Origin of the sequence: Tabrizicola caldifontis (assembly GCF_004762095.1) — a bacterium.
In the GTDB taxonomy this organism is placed as follows: Bacteria; Pseudomonadota; Alphaproteobacteria; order Rhodobacterales; family Rhodobacteraceae; genus Tabrizicola; species Tabrizicola caldifontis.
Map to the genome: position 1 here is coordinate 20,966 of NZ_SIJH01000003.1, position 15,318 is coordinate 36,283.

16 protein-coding genes are annotated in these 15,318 nt (G+C 65.7%); 6 read left to right on the forward strand and 10 right to left on the reverse strand.

Translation table 11 applies throughout. The features are described 5' to 3' along the window. Positions 1-5: 5 nt before the first annotated feature. From rplL to EYB42_RS02955, 8 genes are all read right to left on the reverse strand, one after another. Positions 6-389: a 50S ribosomal protein L7/L12 gene (gene rplL, locus EYB42_RS02920; RefSeq protein WP_135448038.1), complete on the reverse strand. Its 384-nt coding sequence runs from the start codon at positions 387-389 to the stop codon at positions 6-8. Between the two features lie 63 nt (positions 390-452). Then, positions 453-968 carry a 50S ribosomal protein L10 gene (gene rplJ / locus EYB42_RS02925; protein WP_135448040.1) on the reverse strand — a complete coding sequence of 172 codons (516 nt, stop codon included), beginning with the start codon at positions 966-968 and terminating at the stop codon, positions 453-455. Positions 969-1,190: 222 nt separating this feature from the next. After that, positions 1,191-1,889 (reverse strand): 50S ribosomal protein L1, encoded by a 699-nt coding sequence (gene rplA, locus EYB42_RS02930; RefSeq protein ID WP_135448042.1) that lies wholly within the window; start codon positions 1,887-1,889, stop codon positions 1,191-1,193. A 5-nt stretch (positions 1,890-1,894) separates the two neighbouring features. Next, positions 1,895-2,347, reverse strand: coding sequence for a 50S ribosomal protein L11 (gene rplK, locus EYB42_RS02935; RefSeq protein ID WP_135448044.1), 453 nt, complete (start codon positions 2,345-2,347; stop codon positions 1,895-1,897). 91 nt (positions 2,348-2,438) lie between these two features. After that, entirely contained in the window at positions 2,439-2,972 is a 534-nt protein-coding gene (gene nusG / locus EYB42_RS02940) for a transcription termination/antitermination protein NusG (protein ID WP_135448046.1), read from the reverse strand. Between the two features lie 148 nt (positions 2,973-3,120). Further along, positions 3,121-3,306 carry a preprotein translocase subunit SecE gene (gene secE, locus EYB42_RS02945; RefSeq protein ID WP_135448049.1) on the reverse strand — a complete coding sequence of 62 codons (186 nt, stop codon included), beginning with the start codon at positions 3,304-3,306 and terminating at the stop codon, positions 3,121-3,123. A 411-nt stretch (positions 3,307-3,717) separates the two neighbouring features. Further along, on the reverse strand, positions 3,718-5,241 hold the full coding sequence (locus EYB42_RS02950; protein ID WP_135448051.1) for a cryptochrome/photolyase family protein: 1,524 nt from the start codon (positions 5,239-5,241) through the stop codon (positions 3,718-3,720). Beyond that, complete coding sequence (locus EYB42_RS02955; RefSeq protein ID WP_135448053.1) at positions 5,235-5,894, reverse strand: SDR family NAD(P)-dependent oxidoreductase; 660 nt, start codon at positions 5,892-5,894, stop codon at positions 5,235-5,237. Before EYB42_RS02955 ends, EYB42_RS02950 begins: the two co-directional genes overlap by 7 nt. 391 nt (positions 5,895-6,285) lie before the next feature. On the opposite strand from EYB42_RS02955, the gene EYB42_RS02960 reads away from it, so the two are divergent. Next, positions 6,286-7,860 (forward strand): 2-isopropylmalate synthase, encoded by a 1,575-nt coding sequence (locus tag EYB42_RS02960; protein ID WP_135448055.1) that lies wholly within the window; start codon positions 6,286-6,288, stop codon positions 7,858-7,860. 186 nt (positions 7,861-8,046) lie between these two features. Here EYB42_RS02960 and EYB42_RS02965 read toward each other — a convergent pair whose 3' ends face one another. Continuing rightward, positions 8,047-8,469: a hypothetical protein gene (locus EYB42_RS02965; protein ID WP_135448057.1), complete on the reverse strand. Its 423-nt coding sequence runs from the start codon at positions 8,467-8,469 to the stop codon at positions 8,047-8,049. Between the two features lie 144 nt (positions 8,470-8,613). Continuing rightward, positions 8,614-9,372 (reverse strand): SDR family NAD(P)-dependent oxidoreductase, encoded by a 759-nt coding sequence (locus EYB42_RS02970; protein ID WP_135448059.1) that lies wholly within the window; start codon positions 9,370-9,372, stop codon positions 8,614-8,616. 237 nt (positions 9,373-9,609) lie between these two features. On the opposite strand from EYB42_RS02970, the gene EYB42_RS02975 reads away from it, so the two are divergent. Genes EYB42_RS02975 through rodA form a run of 5 tightly spaced genes read left to right on the forward strand, consistent with a single transcriptional unit; the run spans position 9,610 to position 15,314 of the window. Then, positions 9,610-10,647, forward strand: a complete 1,038-nt coding sequence (locus tag EYB42_RS02975) for a rod shape-determining protein (RefSeq protein WP_135448062.1) — start codon at positions 9,610-9,612, stop codon at positions 10,645-10,647. A gap of 40 nt (positions 10,648-10,687) precedes the next feature. Then, positions 10,688-11,689 carry a rod shape-determining protein MreC gene (mreC, locus tag EYB42_RS02980; protein ID WP_135448064.1) on the forward strand — a complete coding sequence of 334 codons (1,002 nt, stop codon included), beginning with the start codon at positions 10,688-10,690 and terminating at the stop codon, positions 11,687-11,689. Then, a complete protein-coding gene (locus EYB42_RS02985) occupies positions 11,682-12,221 on the forward strand; it encodes a rod shape-determining protein MreD (RefSeq protein WP_135448066.1) in 540 nt (179 codons plus the stop codon). Before mreC ends, EYB42_RS02985 begins: the two co-directional genes overlap by 8 nt. Next, positions 12,218-14,164, forward strand: a complete 1,947-nt coding sequence (gene mrdA / locus EYB42_RS02990) for a penicillin-binding protein 2 (RefSeq protein WP_135448068.1) — start codon at positions 12,218-12,220, stop codon at positions 14,162-14,164. The genes EYB42_RS02985 and mrdA overlap by 4 nt, the downstream gene beginning before the upstream one ends. Before the next feature lie 10 nt (positions 14,165-14,174). Further along, entirely contained in the window at positions 14,175-15,314 is a 1,140-nt protein-coding gene (gene rodA / locus EYB42_RS02995) for a rod shape-determining protein RodA (RefSeq protein ID WP_135448070.1), read from the forward strand. Positions 15,315-15,318 lie beyond the last annotated feature (4 nt).

The following is a 15,318-nucleotide window of genomic DNA, read 5'->3' on the forward strand; positions in this document are numbered from 1 at the left end:
ACGGATTACTTCAGTTCGACCTTGGCGCCAGCCTCTTCGAACTTCTTCTTCATCGCCTCGGCGTCGGCCTTCGACACACCTTCCTTGACCTTGCCACCGGCTTCGGTCAGGTCCTTGGCTTCCTTCAGGCCCAGACCGGTGATTTCGCGCACGACCTTGATCACGTTGATCTTGTTCGCGCCGGCGTCGGTCAGGACGACGTCGAATTCGGTCTTTTCTTCTTCGGCGGCAGCGGCAGCACCGCCAGCGCCCGGAGCAGCAGCCATCATGACGGCGCCACCGGCGGCCGGCTCGATGCCATACTTGTCCTTCAAGATGGTCTTCAGTTCCTGCGCCTGCAGGAGGGTCAGACCGACGATCTCTTCGGCGAGTTTGTTCAGATCAGCCATTTTTCAGTTCCGTTTGTTAAGATGGGTTCCAACGATGCGGGGTCAGCCACACCGGGCAAGGGGTCAGGCCGCGGCCTTCTCCTCGATGGTCGACAGGATGCTTGCGATGTTCGACGCAGGCGCGCCAATGGCCCCGGCGATGTTCGACGCGGGCGCACCAATGCACGACACGATCTGAGCGATAAGCTCTTCGCGCGACGGCATGGCGGCCACGGCCTTGACACCGGCCTGGTCCAGAACCGTTTCGCCCATGGCCCCGCCGATGATCACGAACTTGTCGTTCGTCTTGGCGTAGGCCTCGCAGACCTTGGCCGCAGCCACGGGGTCTTCCGAGTAGGACAGCACGGTCATGCCCGTGAGCAGGTCACCCATCTTTGCGCAGGGTTTCCCTTCAAGGGCGATCTTGGCGAGCGTGTTCTTGGCAACGCGAACGGACCCGCCCACTTCACGCATCTTCGCGCGCAGGTCCTGCATCTGTGCAACCGTCATCCCGGTGTAGTGGGCAACCACCACAACGCCAGAGCTTTCGAAGATCTGGCCGAGTTCCTCGACCACTTTCTCTTTCTGGGCTCTATCCACAGTTTCACTCCAAGGTTGGGGGTTTCCCCCCGGCTCATGTTTGCCACCCTTGCGGGCGGCGTTCGGGTCCGTTTTGGTTCCCGAGCCCAAGACCACCCGAAGGCGCCCCAAATCTCGTTCCCCATCTCAGGCAGGATTTATGGTGTTTGCGCACCACCCGCCGTCTCGGACAGTGCCGGGCGTGACCGCCCGGCCAACCCACGCCTCGCGGCGCGGGATCTCTTACGCCTGGGTCGCCGAGGCGATGTCCACCGACACGCCGGGGCCCATGGTGGACGACAGCGACACCTTCTTCAGATAAGTGCCCTTGGCACCCGTGGGCTTGGCCTTCGACACGGCATCCACGAAGGCCCGGACGTTCTCGGCCAGCTTGCCCTCGTCGAACGAAACCTTGCCGATGCCGGCGTGAATGACACCGGCCTTCTCGACCTTGAACTGGACCTCGCCGCCCTTCGCCGCCTCGACCGCCGCCTTGACGTCCATCGTCACGGTGCCGACCTTCGGGTTCGGCATCAGGTTGCGCGGGCCCAGGATCTTGCCCAGACGTCCGACCAGTGGCATCAGGTCCGGGGTGGCGATGCAGCGGTCGAACTCGATCTTGCCGGACTGGATCGTCTCCATCAGGTCTTCCGCGCCCACGATGTCCGCGCCTGCGGCCTTGGCTTCGTCAGCCTTGGCACCACGGGCGAAAACGGCCACGCGCACGGTCTTGCCGGTGCCATTCGGCAGCTGGCACACGCCGCGCACCATCTGGTCGGCATGGCGCGGGTCCACACCCAGGTTCATCGCGATCTCGACAGTCTCGTCGAACTTGGCCGAGGCCGCCTGCTTGACCAGCTTCACCGCCTCTTCGACCGTGACGTTCGACTTGCCCGCGAAAAGCTCTTTCGCCTTGGCGATGCGCTTTGCAACTTTTGCCATGGTTCTCAGCCCTTCACTTCGATGCCGCAGGACTTGGCCGAGCCAAGCACGATCTGCATCGCCGCCTCGATCGAGTTCGCGTTGAGATCCTTCATCTTGGTCTCGGCGATCTTGCGCAGCTGGGCCGCGGTGATCGTTCCGGCAACCTCGCGGCCGGGCTTCGACGAACCCTTAGAGCGGTTGCGCTTGCCCACGGGCGGCAGGCCGGCAGCCTGCTTGATCAGGAACGAGGCCGGAGGCGTCTTCAGCTCCAGGCTGAAGGACTTGTCCTGATAGTAGGTGATGATGACCGGCGTTGGCGTGCCGGGCGGGATGTCGGCGGTCTTCGCGTTGAATTCCTTCACGAAGGCCATGATGTTCAGGCCGCGCTGGCCGAGGGCCGGGCCGACCGGGGGCGAGGGGTTCGCCTGCTGGGCTTTGACTTGCAGCTTGAGGCTGCCGATGATCTTCTTGGCCATCTGGCCGTCTCCTTTGTCACAGCGTCGGAAAGACGCGGTTTAGTGGTCCGGTCCGTCACCCCTTGGGGCGCTCGCCTCCCACGCGATGCACTCAGGCCCCTTTCGAGACCTGGGTGAATTCCAGTTCCACCGGGGTTGCCCGGCCGAAGATCGAAACCGTGACCTTCAGGCGGTTGTGCGCCTCGTCCACGTCCTCGACCATGCCAGAGAAACCCTCGAACGGGCCGTCGGTGACCTGCACCGTTTCGCCGATGTCGAAACGGATCAGGTTGCGCGGCGCCTCCTGACCCTCCTCGACCCGGTTCAGGATCGCGTTGACTTCCGAATCACGCATGGGCATCGGCTTGCCCTGGGGGCCAAGGAAGCCGGTGACGCGATTGATCGAGGAAATCAGGTGGTAGCCGCGGTTCGACATTTCCATGTGCACCAGCACATAGCCCGGCATGAAGCGGCGTTCGGACGTGACCTTCTTGCCGCGCCGGACCTCGATAACCTCTTCGGTCGGCACCAGAACCTCGTCGATCTCGTCCTGAAGACCGGCTTCGGCGACGGCGGTCTTGATCTGCTCGGCCACCTTCTTCTCGAAGTTCGAGAGAACGCTCACCGAATACCAGCGCTTGGCCATCTGCCTCTTTCCTCAACTCGGGCCCTGCGGCCACTCATCTTCCCCGGAACAAAAAACAGCGCGCACCCCGAATCGATGCGCGCCGGTGTCCCTTTGGTTGCGGGCGGGCTTACCCCCTGCCCGCCGTCATTTCAAGAGGGAACCCGCCTCATGCACCGATGATGTACTGCAGCGCCGTGCGGATCCCGAGGTCCACGAGACTGAAGAAGGTCGCAGCCAGGGCCGACAGGATGAACACCATCAGTGTGGTCAGCAGCACCTCGCGCCGGGTCGGCCAGACGACCTTGGCCACCTCGTTGCGGGTCTGCTGCAGGAACTGAAAGGGGTTCATCATGGCCTGGGGGCTCCGGTCTCGGGTATCGGCGGGACATACGGCCTTCAGCCCGGAATTTCAAGCGCCGGTCGCGCCTCACAGGTCCGGCATTCTCAGCCGGCATGCCCCGTCATCCTGCACTGCGCGCCTCAAGGTGGCGTCCAGGGTCATGATCTGCGCCACGCAGCCCACCCCGTCCCGCGTGATCGCCATGACAACCGAAGCATGGCCCCGGTCGAGGGCATGTCGTGCATGCCTTGCCGAAGCATGGGGCGCACCGGCATGCCCCCGGCCCCGGTTCGCCATGCGTGGTCAGTCGCCCCCGCGGCGCAGGCGCACAAGGCAAACGCGAAAGGAGACACAAGAAGGCATCGGTCCACGCCCGGAAGGCCCTGGCCTGCCACAGCGCTGCCCAAAGAACGCGCCATCGGCCTAGACCGCTTCTCCTGCGTCGAGACGCCGCAGCAGGCTTTCGGCGTCTTCCAGCACCTTCTGCCGGTGCCCTGCCTCCATCCCGTCCCAGACCCGATACATCTGCGCCATGCGGGGATTGGAGCGGAACCGGTCCCGGTGGCGGGTCAGGAAATGCCAGTATAGGGGGTTGAACGGGCAGGCCCTTTCCCCGGTCTTGTCCTTCACCCGGTAGTGGCATGCCCGGCAATGGTCCGACATCCGGTCGATATAGGCCCCTGACGAGACATAGGGCTTAGATCCCAGAAGCCCGCCGTCGGCAAACTGGCTCATGCCCAGGGTGTTCGGCGCCTCGACCCATTCGAAGGCGTCGATGTATACCGACAGATACCATTCATGCACGGCAGCAGGGTCCACCCCGGCCAGAAGCGCGAAGTTGCCGGTGACCATCAGACGCTGGATGTGGTGGGCATAGGCCAGATCCCGCGTCTGGCCTATGGCGGCAGCCATGCAGGACATGCGCGTCTCGCCCCCCCAATAGACGGCGGGCAGGGGGCGATCATGGCCCAGCGCATTCCCCTGCAGATAGGCAGGCCCCTGCAGCCCCCAGATCCCACGCACATATTCCCGCCAGCCAATGATCTGCCGGATGAACCCTTCAGCTGCGGCGATAGGCACGCGCCCCGCCTTCCATTCGTCCTCCACAGCCCGGCAGACCTCCATCGGTGTCAGCAGGCCGAGGTTCAGATAGGGGGAAAGAAGCGAGTGGCTGAGAAACGGTTCCCCCTCCAGCATCGCATCCTGTTCCTCACCGAAACGGGGCAGTCGCCCTGTCACGAATTCGGCCAGCGCCTGCAGGGCGCCCGGCCGGTCGGTCGCCCAGCGAAAAGGGCGCAGACGGCCGAAATGGGAAAAGCGTTTCTCGACCAGATCCAGCACCTCTGCGACAACCGGATCAGGCGCAAAGTCGCGGGGGCGGGGGCGCAGCAGGTCGGCTTCTGCGGGCTTTCGGTTGTCATGGTCATAGTTCCACTTACCGCCGGCGGGCCGGTCGCCCACCATCAGCAGGCCTGTCCTGCGCCGCATCTCGCGGTAGAACCACTCCATCCGCAGCTGCCTGCGTCCCTTGGCCCACGCTGCGAATTCGGCCTGCGAGCACAGGAAACGGTCGTCCTCCACAAGCCTGACCGGCAGCGGCAGATCCTCCAGCGCCCGCACCAGCCGCCATTCTCCAGGCATGGTTGTCAGCACTTCACTGGCGCCGTGCTCTGCCGCCCGGCGCAGCAATTCTCCCTGGATCGTCTGGGAATTTGCCGGATCGTCCAGCCGGCAATAGGCGACCTGCCAGCCGTCTGCCCGCAGCACCACCGCGAACTTCCGCATCGCCGCCAGGATCAGCGCGATCTTCTGCGGATGGTGGGGGACGCTGGTCCCCTCGCCCATGACCTCGGCCATGACCACCACATCCCGACCGCGATCCGCCGCGCGCAAGGCCGACATTGCGGGCGACAGCTGATCGCCCAGGACCAGAACCAGCCTCACCACGGAACAACCCTGCCCTGCCAGTCGAAGAATCCGCCAGTGTCGGCTGGCCCCAGACTGTCCAGCACGGCCAGCAGGTTGGTCGCCGCCACCTCGGGCGCGACCGCGGGATGCCCCACCCGCAAGGCCGGCGCCAGCCCGGTTTCCACCGTGCCGGGATGCAGGGCCACCAGGACCGATTGCGGGTGCGTGCGCGTCGCCTCGATGGCGGCACAGCGCACCAGCTGGTTCAGCGCCGCCTTCGCCGCCCGATAGCCATACCAGCCGCCCAGGGCATTGTCTCCGATCGACCCCACCCGCGCCGACAGCACCGCCAGCTTCGCAACCCGGTCGCGCGGCAGCAGCCGCAGCGCATGCTTCGCGACAAGCGCAGGCCCGATGGCATTCACCGCGAACTGCGCCGCCAACCCCTCTGCCGTCACCGCTTTGAGGGTCTTCTCCGGCCCCCGCCTATCCAGCACCAGCGCCCCGGTCGCAACCACGATCAGGTCGAACACCCCCTCCAGCGCGCCCAGAGCCGCCGCGACAGAGGCCTCGTCCGTCACTTCCAGCCCGTCATCGCGCCGCGAGAGCCCTACTACTTCTCCCCTTGCGTTCAGCGCGCGCATCAGCGCCGCGCCGATCCCGCCGGAAGCACCCACCACCAAGGACCGCATCTTCCCTCCACCGTCCATGCGCGCCAGATAGGCCCGCGATCCAGCGCGACCAGTCTTGCTCCTTGCCAGATGCTCCCGCCAATGGCGCCGCCCGCAATCCCCAGGGCACAATGCGGGGCAACCAAACGGCGGCAGCGCCGCCGAGCGGGGGCTCGACGCCCTCGAGGCGGCACGCCCTTTGCGAAACCCCCTTCCCTTCCGAGATTTCCCCCGTATAGTCGCGGCCCATGACCAAGGGATCTCACATTCTCGCCGCCATCCGGGCCATCCGCCCCGCGCTGCCCCTTGGCCTTCTTCTTCTTAGCCGCCTCTGAGCGTGCCCCAGGGCGCGACCGCTCAGAGGTGACCAGCGCCCGAAGGCACCAAGGCTGAGAGACAAGGATACCCCCCGATGGCCCAGAACGATACGCAACCCCGCGTCCTGATCTTCGACACCACCCTGCGCGATGGCGAACAAAGCCCCGGCGCGACCATGACCCACGAGGAAAAGCTGGAAATTGCCGGCCTGCTTGACGAAATGGGGGTGGACATCATCGAGGCAGGGTTCCCCATCGCCAGCGAAGGTGACTTCGCGGCCGTGACCGAAATCGCGAAGCGGACGAAGAACGCCACGGTCTGCGGCCTTGCCCGGGCGAACTACAAGGACATCGACCGCTGCTGGGAGGCCGTGCGCCACGCGAAGTCGCCGCGCATCCATACCTTCATCGGCACCTCGCCCCTGCACCGCGCGATCCCTAACCTGGACATGGACCAGATGGCCGAGCGGATCCATGACACGGTGACGCATGCCCGCAACCTCTGCGACAACGTGCAGTGGTCGCCGATGGACGCGACGCGGACGGAACCCGACTATCTCTGCCGCGTGGTGGAAATCGCGATCAAGGCGGGGGCGACCACGATCAACATTCCCGATACGGTGGGCTACACCTACCCGATGGAGTCGGCGAAGATCATCCGCATGCTCCTGGAACGGGTTCCGGGCGCCGACCAGATCATCTTCGCGACCCACTGCCACAACGATCTGGGCATGGCGACTGCCAATGCCCTTGCCGCCGTAGAGGCCGGCGCCCGCCAGATCGAATGCACGATCAACGGGCTGGGAGAGCGTGCGGGCAATACTGCCCTGGAAGAGGTGGTGATGGCGATGCGGGTCAGGAACGACATCCTGCCCTATCGCACCGGCATCGACACGACCAAGATCATGAACCTGTCGCGCCGCGTCAGCCAGGTCTCGGGCTTCCCGGTCCAGTTCAACAAGGCCATCGTCGGCAAGAACGCCTTCCTGCACGAATCCGGCATCCACCAGGACGGGGTTCTGAAGAACGTCCAGACCTTCGAGATCATGCGGCCCGAGGATATCGGGCTGACCCAGAAGAACATCGCGATGGGCAAGCACTCCGGCCGGGCGGCGCTGCGGGCCAAGCTGAAGGAGCTGGGCTTCGACCTTGCCGACAACCAGCTGAACGACGTCTTCGTCCGCTTCAAGGCGCTGGCCGACCGCAAGAAGGAAGTCTACGACGACGACCTGATCGCGCTCGTCAGCGATGAGCAGACCAGTGATGCCTACGAATACCTGCAGCTCAAGAAGCTGCGCGTGGTCTGCGGGACCGAGGGGCCGCAGGAGGCCGACATGATCCTGACCATCGACGGCAAGGACCACCACATCGACGCCACTGGCGACGGGCCGGTGGATGCGGCCTTCAATTGCGTGAAGATGCTTTTCCCGCACAAGGCGCGGCTTCAGGTCTATCAGGTCCATGCGGTGACCGAGGGCACCGACGCCCAGGCCACCGTCTCGGTCCGGCTGGAGGAAGAGGGGCGGATCGTCACCGGCTCGGCCGCCGATACCGACACGATCGTCGCCTCGACCCGCGCCTATATCAACGCGCTGAACCGGCTGATCGTGCGGCGGCAGAAGACCGCGCCGGGCGAGGATGTGAAGACCGTCTCCTACCACGCCGAATAGGCAGAAGCCCCGGCCATCCACGCAGGACAGCCGGGGCCGATCCCGGAAAATCCATGACTTGCCTGTGGGCGTTCAGGGTTCCGCAGCCCCTGATCGCCCCGGTTTCGTGCAGGTGATCCGCGATGGCACACGGATGACGGCGCCTGTCTCTTGTCCCTGCACCCTCGGGCCAGCCCCGCGCGAGGGTCAGAGGGTTCGGGAACCGGCCTGCCGATGCAGAAGGCACCCATCATCGGGGCCATGGGTCGCGTGCAGCAACATCTCGCAGGGCATGGCGCGAAACCCGCGGGTCAGGCCATGGGTCGGGCAGTTCGGCCCCTGCCTGCGGATCGGCCAGTTCGCTGTCACGTTCAGACTGCCGCCCGGTTCGACAAGGGGGGGCGGGCTTCCGCCGCCCGGAAGAACCGGGAACCCCTGCGCCTCGGCGAAGGCGGTGAAGCCCGCCATGCCTTCGGGAAGACCGCCGAACAGGCGGAACAGGCAGACCTCGGCCTTGGCCTGCGCGGTGGCCCCGGTCCGGTCCATGCGGGCAAGGCCTTCGGCGATGGCCGAACCGGCCCGTGTCTGCAGGCAGGAGGCCGCGCCGGGAAAGCGATGCAGCGCCAGCATGAAGCTGGCCTTCAACTGGCGGCATATCTGGTGCCGCCGGACTGGCCGGCTTTCCCGGGTCGGGGGAACGACCTATCAGCACGATCCCGGGCAGCCGGTCTTCCTTGTCTGGTCAGGCGGGGCGGCCCTTGGGCGGGGGCCGGATCAGCCCACCTTCATCTCTTGCAGGGTGTTCCCGCCGTCCACCACCAGCATCGCCCCGGTGACATAGGACGCCTCTTCCGAGGCCAGGAACAGCGCGCAGGCGGCGACTTCATCCGGGCGGCCCGGCCGGCCAACCGGGGTGGCGCGCCCTGCGCGGATTTCGTCATCGGACGAGCTTTCGGTTTCGATCCACCCCGGCAAGATCGCGTTGCAGGTCACGCCATTCGGCCCGTATTCCAGCGCGATCGAGCGGGTCATGCCGGTTACGGCGGCCTTGGCAGTGGCATAGGCGCTGCTGCCGTCGATGGTCACCACCGGGCCGGTGACCGAGGCGATATTGACGATCCGGCCATAGCCCCGTTCCGCCATGCCAGGCAGGGCGGAACGGCAGCAATGAAAGGTGGTGTTGATGTTCAGCGCCATGTGGTGGGCCCAGGCGGCATCGCTCCACCCCGCCAGCCGGGCGCGGCCCACCTCCTTGCCACTCTGCACCATGCCAGCGTTGTTCACCAGGATCGCCACGGGGCCCAGGGTTGCCGCGACCGCATCGAAAAGACCTCGGACCTGCGCCGGATCGGTCAGGTCGGCGACATGAGAAAAGGCGCTGATCTCTGCCGCGCGCTCGTGGATACGTGGCGTCGTCGCGGTGATCGCGACCCGCGCCCCGGCATCCACAAGCGCACGCGCGATCGCGAACCCGATCCCACCCGGGGCCCCAGCGCCGGTCACCAGGGCAACCTTGCCAGACACACCCGCCATCGCCGTCCTCCTTCAGCCAAATGCGGCGCAACCATGGCACATGCGCCGCCGGCGGCAAAGGCGGATATCAGCGCCGTTCAGGCGGCCGAAGCGCCGGTCTTCCGAAGCCACGCGGAAGTGAGCGCACGGCCGGGAGCGGGGCTTTCGCTTCCCGCACCGCCCTCCTATAAGAAGGCGCCCCGTCGGGAAACGTCCCGAGTCGGGCGTCTTGGTGTTGCCATCTCTGAAGGACCGCTCATGTCGCTTTTCCCCGGCCTCTTTTCTTCCGACATGGCCATCGACCTCGGGACCGCGAACACGCTGGTCTATATCCGGGGCAAGGGGATCGTGCTGAACGAACCTTCGGTGGTGGCCTACCACAACAAGGACGGCAAGAAGGTCGTGCTGGCCGTGGGCGAGGATGCCAAGCTGATGCTTGGCCGCACCCCCGGCACCATCGAGGCGATACGCCCGATGCGCGATGGGGTGATCGCCGACTTCGAGGCGGCGGAAGAGATGATCAAGCATTTCATCCGCAAGGTGCACAAGCGGTCCACGATCTCCAAACCCAAGATCATCGTCTGCGTGCCCCACGGCGCGACGCCGGTGGAAAAGCGGGCAATCCGGCAGTCGGTGCTGTCGGCGGGGGCCAAGCGCGCCGGGCTGATCGCGGAACCCATCGCGGCGGCCATCGGGGCCGGCATGCCGATCACCGAGCCCACCGGCAACATGGTGGTGGACATCGGCGGCGGCACGACCGAGGTCGCGGTACTGTCGCTTGGCGACATCGTCTATGCACGGTCCGTCCGCGTCGGCGGCGACAGGATGGACGAGGCCATCGTCAGCTATCTGCGGCGGCACCAGAACCTGCTGATCGGGGAATCGACCGCCGAGCGGATCAAGACCAGTATCGGCACGGCGCGGATGCCCGATGACGGGCGCGGGGCCAGCATGACGATCCGCGGGCGCGACCTGTTGAACGGGGTGCCGAAGGAAACCGAGATCAACCAGGCCCAGGTGGCCGAGGCGCTGGCCGAACCCGTGCAGCAGATCTGCGACGCGGTAATGCAGGCGCTGGAAGCCACGCCGCCGGACCTTGCCGCCGACATCGTCGACCGCGGCGTGATGCTGACCGGGGGCGGCGCGCTTCTGGGCGAACTGGACCTTTCCTTGCGCGAACAGACGGGCCTGTCGATCAGCGTGGCCAACGAGTCACTGAATTGTGTTGCCCTGGGCACCGGGAAAGCGCTGGAATACGAAAAGCAGCTTCGGCATGTGATCGACTACGACACCTGAGGCCGGCGCTGACACGCGCGCCGGTTGGAAAGGCTGACACGTGGCCAGAACCCGCATCGGACCGGAAGAGTTCTCTCGCCCGCTTCGCCGCCTTCTCGTGGGGCTGGCGGTGCTGCTGCTGCTTGGCCTGTTCCTCCTGTGGCGAATCGACAGCCCCCGCGTCGAACGCTTTCGTGCGGCGCTGATCGATGCGGTGGTGCCCAACCTGGACTGGGCGCTGCGGCCTGTGACGGCCTTTGCCGGGATGATCGACGACTTCCAGTCGTACACCCGGATCTACGAACAGAACCAGGAACTCAAGCGCGAGTTGCAGCAGATGAAGGCCTGGAAGGAGGCCGCGCTGCAACTGGAACAGAAGAATGCCCGCCTGCTGGACCTGAACAAGGTGCGGCTAGACCCCAAGCTAACCTATGTGACCGGCGTGGTGATGGCCGACAGTGGCAGCCCCTTCCGCCAATCGGTCCTGCTGAACGTGGGGGCGCGCGACGGCATCCGCGACGGCTGGGCCACGATGGACGGGATCGGACTGGTCGGCCGGATCTCGGGGGTGGGCCAGCGCACCAGCCGGGTGATCCTGGTCACCGACACCAACAGCCGGATTCCGGTGACGATCCAGCCGTCGGGACAGAAGGCGATCCTGTCGGGCGACAATTCGCCCCTGCCGCCACTGGAGTTCATCGAAAACACCGACGAAGTGCGCCCCGGCGACCGGGTGGTGACCTCGGGCGATGGCGGGGTTTTCCCCGCGGGGCTTCTGGTCGGGCAGGTGGCCCTTGGCACCGACAAGCGGCTGCGCGTCGTTCTGGCGGCGGATTACCAGCGGCTCGAGTTCCTGCGGGTTCTGCGCAGCCACGAACTTGAGCCGATCACCGACCCCGGCAGCCTTATTGCGCCGCCGCTCCTGCCGCCGCTGCCCGACACCTCGGCCGAAAGCGCGGAACGTGCAGCCAAGGCGCCGCCGGCGCGCACCGAAGGCGGCAATGTCGAGGCGGCAGGTTCCGGCGACGGAGAAGGCCCCGCCGAGGAGGCCGTGGATGGTTGAGGTCTGGCGGCAGACGCACTGGATCTTCCGGGGGCTGTTTCTGGCACTGGCACTGCTTCTGCTGTTCCTGCGCCTGCTTCCCCTGGGTCATGCCCCCGGGGCGCTGCCGGGGCCGGACCTGCTGCTGTGCCTGATCCTTGCCTGGATCGTGCGGCGGCCCGATTTCCTGCCGATGCCGCTGATCCTTGCGGTGATTCTGGTCGAGGACCTCATCCTGATGCGCCCGCCGGGCCTGTGGACTGCGATCGTGGTGCTGGGCACCGAATTCCTGCGCAGCCGGGTGGCCTTGACGCGCGAGCTGAACTTCCTTGTGGAATGGATGCTGATCTCGGGCATGATGCTTGCGATGATGCTTGTCTACCGACTGGTCCTGGGCCTTGCCTTCGTGCCGCAGCCCGCCTTCGGTTTTGCCGTGGTGCAGGTGCTTTGGTCGGTCGGGCTGTATCCACTGGTCGTCGGCCTGTCACGCCTTGTGCTCGATCTGCGCAAGCCCGCCATGGGTGAGGTGGACGATTTCGGGAGGCGCGTATGAGACGCACGGCGCGCGACACCGAGGAAACCACCCGCACGCTGCACCGCCGCACGCTGATGATGGGTGGCGCGATGGCGGCCATGGTCGCCATACTGGGTGCGCGCATGCGCTATCTTCAGGTGGACCAGGCTGACGAATTCAAGCTTCTGGCCGAGGAGAACCGGATCAACATCCGCCTTATCCCGCCGGAACGCGGGCTTATCCTCGACCGCAACGGAAGGGTGATCGCCGGCAACGAACAGAACTACCGTGTGGTCATCACCCGTGAAGCGGCGGGCGACGTCGATCTGGTCCTGCGCCGCCTGGCCGGCATCATCCCGATGACCCCGGAAGAGCTGGAGCGCGCCATCGCCGAAGTGAAATCCCTCCGCGCCTTCGTGCCGGTAACGGTTGCCGAGCGGTTGAGCTGGGAGGATTTCTCGAAGGTCGCACTGAATGCCCCCGCCCTTCCCGGCGTGGTGCCCGAGGTGGGCCTATCACGGCGCTATCCCCTGGCCGAGGATTTCGCTCATGTCGTGGGCTATGTCGGCCCGGTCAGCGAGAAGGATCTTGAAGGGCTGGAACAGCCCGACCCCCTGCTGCGCATTCCCAAGTTCCAGATCGGCAAGATCGGCGTCGAACGCTGGATGGAGGACACGCTGCGCGGCAAGGCCGGCACCAAGCGGATCGAGGTCAACTCGGCCGGGCGCGTCATGCGCGAGCTGGAACGCAAGGAAGGCGAACCGGGCACCGACATCCGCCTGACCATCGACGCGTGCGTGCAGAACTTCGCCCAGGCGCGGCTGGGCGAAGAAAGCGCCGCAGCGGTGGTGATGGACGTGACCAACGGCGAGATCATCTGCATCGCTTCCTCGCCTTCGTTCGACCCGAACCTCTTCGTGCGCGGGATCAGCCACAGCGACTACAACGCGCTGATGAAAAACGACCACCGTCCCCTGGCGAACAAGACGGTCTCGGGCGCCTATCCGCCGGGTTCGACCTTCAAGATGGTCACGGCCCTGGCCGCGCTTGAGGCCGGCGTCGCCACGCCCGACACCCGCGTGCGCTGCCCGGGCTACATCGAATTCGGCGGCCGACGCTTCCACTGCTGGAAGCGCGGCGGTCATGGCACGGTCAATCTGGTCCGCTCGCTGAGCGAAAGCTGCGATGTCTACTATTACGACATCGCGCAGAAGGTGGGCATCGACAAGATCGCCGAGATGGGCCGAAAGCTGGGCCTTGGCCAGCGCTTCGACCTGCCGATGAGCGCGATCACCGAAGGCATCATGCCGAACAAGCAATGGAAGCTGGAACGCCACAAGCAGGACTGGCGGATCGGCGACACGATCAACGCCTCGATCGGGCAGGGCTATGTCCTGACCTCGCCCCTGCAACTGGCGGTGATGACGGCACGTCTGGCCAGCGGCCGGGCGGTCGTCCCGCGTCTTGTGCGCATGATCAATGACCGTGAACTGCCGATGGACGAGGCGCCGCCCCTGGGCATCCCTGCCGAGCATCTGGCGGCGATCCGCCGCGGCATGTACGAGGTGGTGAACGACGACCGCGGCACTGCAAAGTCCAGCCGCATCGTGGCGCCCACCATGGTGATGGCCGGCAAGACAGGGACCAGCCAGGTGCGCAACATCACCGCAGCCGAACGCGAGGCCGGGGTGATCTCGAACGACCAGCTGCCTTGGAACCGGCGAGACCACGCGCTGTTCGTGGGTTACGCGCCCTATGACAACCCGCGCTATGCGATTGCGGTGGTGGTGGAACATGGCGGCGGCGGCTCCACCGCCGCGGCGCCGATCGCCCGCGACATCATCCTGCGCGCCATGTCTGACGGCCTGCCGCCGCTGGAGGCCTATCCCGCGCCTCAGCGTGGCAGGATCGAATCGATGCTGAACGAACTGCCGCTGCGCGATCCGGCAACCGGCGCGACAACGGTCCGGACCAGGGCATGAGGACCGCACGATGAGCTTCCTGGAATACCGGGTCAAGCAGGTGCCCACGGGCCTGCGCAAGGTGCTTTACCTGAACTGGCCGCTGGTGGTGCTGGTGACCGCCGTGGCCTCGGTCGGGTTCCTGATGCTCTATTCCATCGCGGGCGGGAACCTCGACACCTGGGCGCGACCGCAGATGGAACGCTTTGCCGCCGGCATGGTGCTGATGTTCATAGTCGCCATGGTGCCGATCTGGTTCTGGCGCAACATGGCCGGCGTGGCCTATCTGATCGCCTTCGTGCTGCTCTTGATCGTGGAATTCTTCGGCACGGTCGGCATGGGCGCCCAGCGCTGGATCGACCTTGGCTTCATCCGCCTGCAACCTTCGGAGATGATGAAGTTCACCCTGGTTATGATGCTGGCCGCCTATTACGACTGGCTGGATCACCGCAAGGTTTCGCGCCCGCTCTATGTGCTGATACCAGTGCTGCTGACCGTGGCCCCGACGGTCCTGGTCCTGATGCAGCCTAACCTCGGCACCGCGCTGATGCTGATCCTTGCCGGCGGGACGGTGATGTTCGCGGCGGGCGTCAGTCTGTGGTATTTCGGCGCCGTGCTGGCAATGGGGATCGCAGCCGTGGTGGGGGTGTTCACCCTGCGCGGCACACCCTGGCAGTTCCTGCACGACTACCAGTACCGGCGGATCGACACCTTCCTCGATCCGTCCGCCGACCCGCTCGGTGCGGGCTACAACATCATCCAGGCCAAGATCGCGCTGGGTTCGGGTGGCTGGTCGGGCAAGGGCTTCATGCAGGGCACGCAGTCGCGCCTGAACTTCCTGCCGGAAAAGCACACCGACTTCATCTTCACGACCCTGGCCGAGGAATTCGGCTTTGTCGGAGCCTTCTCGCTGCTGACACTCTATGCGCTGATCATCGGTTTCTGCCTGTTTGCCGCCTTCCAGAACCGCGACCGGTTCTCGGCCCTGCTGATCGTGGGGGTGGCGGCCAACTTCTTCTTCTACATCGCCGTGAACCTGTCGATGGTCATGGGCATGGCCCCCGTCGTAGGCGTTCCGCTGCCGCTTCTCAGCTACGGCGGGTCGGCGATGATGGTGCTTCTGGTGGGCTTCGGGCTGGTACAAAGTGCCCATGTCCACCGACCCCGATAAACCG

Bases quoted from the DNA above. Each gene is read 5' to 3' on its own strand.
- rplL (WP_135448038.1), bottom strand. From the start codon at position 389: ATGGCTGATCTGAACAAACTCGCCGAAGAGATCGTCGGTCTGACCCTC.
- rplA (WP_135448042.1), bottom strand. From the start codon at position 1,889: ATGGCAAAAGTTGCAAAGCGCATCGCCAAGGCGAAAGAGCTTTTCGCG.
- rplK (WP_135448044.1), bottom strand. From the start codon at position 2,347: ATGGCCAAGAAGATCATCGGCAGCCTCAAGCTGCAAGTCAAAGCCCAG.
- nusG (WP_135448046.1), bottom strand. From the start codon at position 2,972: ATGGCCAAGCGCTGGTATTCGGTGAGCGTTCTCTCGAACTTCGAGAAG.
- secE (WP_135448049.1), bottom strand. From the start codon at position 3,306: ATGATGAACCCCTTTCAGTTCCTGCAGCAGACCCGCAACGAGGTGGCC.
- EYB42_RS02955 (WP_135448053.1), bottom strand. From the start codon at position 5,894: ATGCGGTCCTTGGTGGTGGGTGCTTCCGGCGGGATCGGCGCGGCGCTG.
- EYB42_RS02960 (WP_135448055.1), top strand. From the start codon at position 6,286: ATGGCCCAGAACGATACGCAACCCCGCGTCCTGATCTTCGACACCACC.
- EYB42_RS02965 (WP_135448057.1), bottom strand. From the start codon at position 8,469: ATGCTGGCGCTGCATCGCTTTCCCGGCGCGGCCTCCTGCCTGCAGACA.
- EYB42_RS02970 (WP_135448059.1), bottom strand. From the start codon at position 9,372: ATGGCGGGTGTGTCTGGCAAGGTTGCCCTGGTGACCGGCGCTGGGGCC.
- EYB42_RS02975 (WP_135448062.1), top strand. From the start codon at position 9,610: ATGTCGCTTTTCCCCGGCCTCTTTTCTTCCGACATGGCCATCGACCTC.
- EYB42_RS02985 (WP_135448066.1), top strand. From the start codon at position 11,682: ATGGTTGAGGTCTGGCGGCAGACGCACTGGATCTTCCGGGGGCTGTTT.
- mrdA (WP_135448068.1), top strand. From the start codon at position 12,218: ATGAGACGCACGGCGCGCGACACCGAGGAAACCACCCGCACGCTGCAC.
- rodA (WP_135448070.1), top strand. From the start codon at position 14,175: ATGAGCTTCCTGGAATACCGGGTCAAGCAGGTGCCCACGGGCCTGCGC.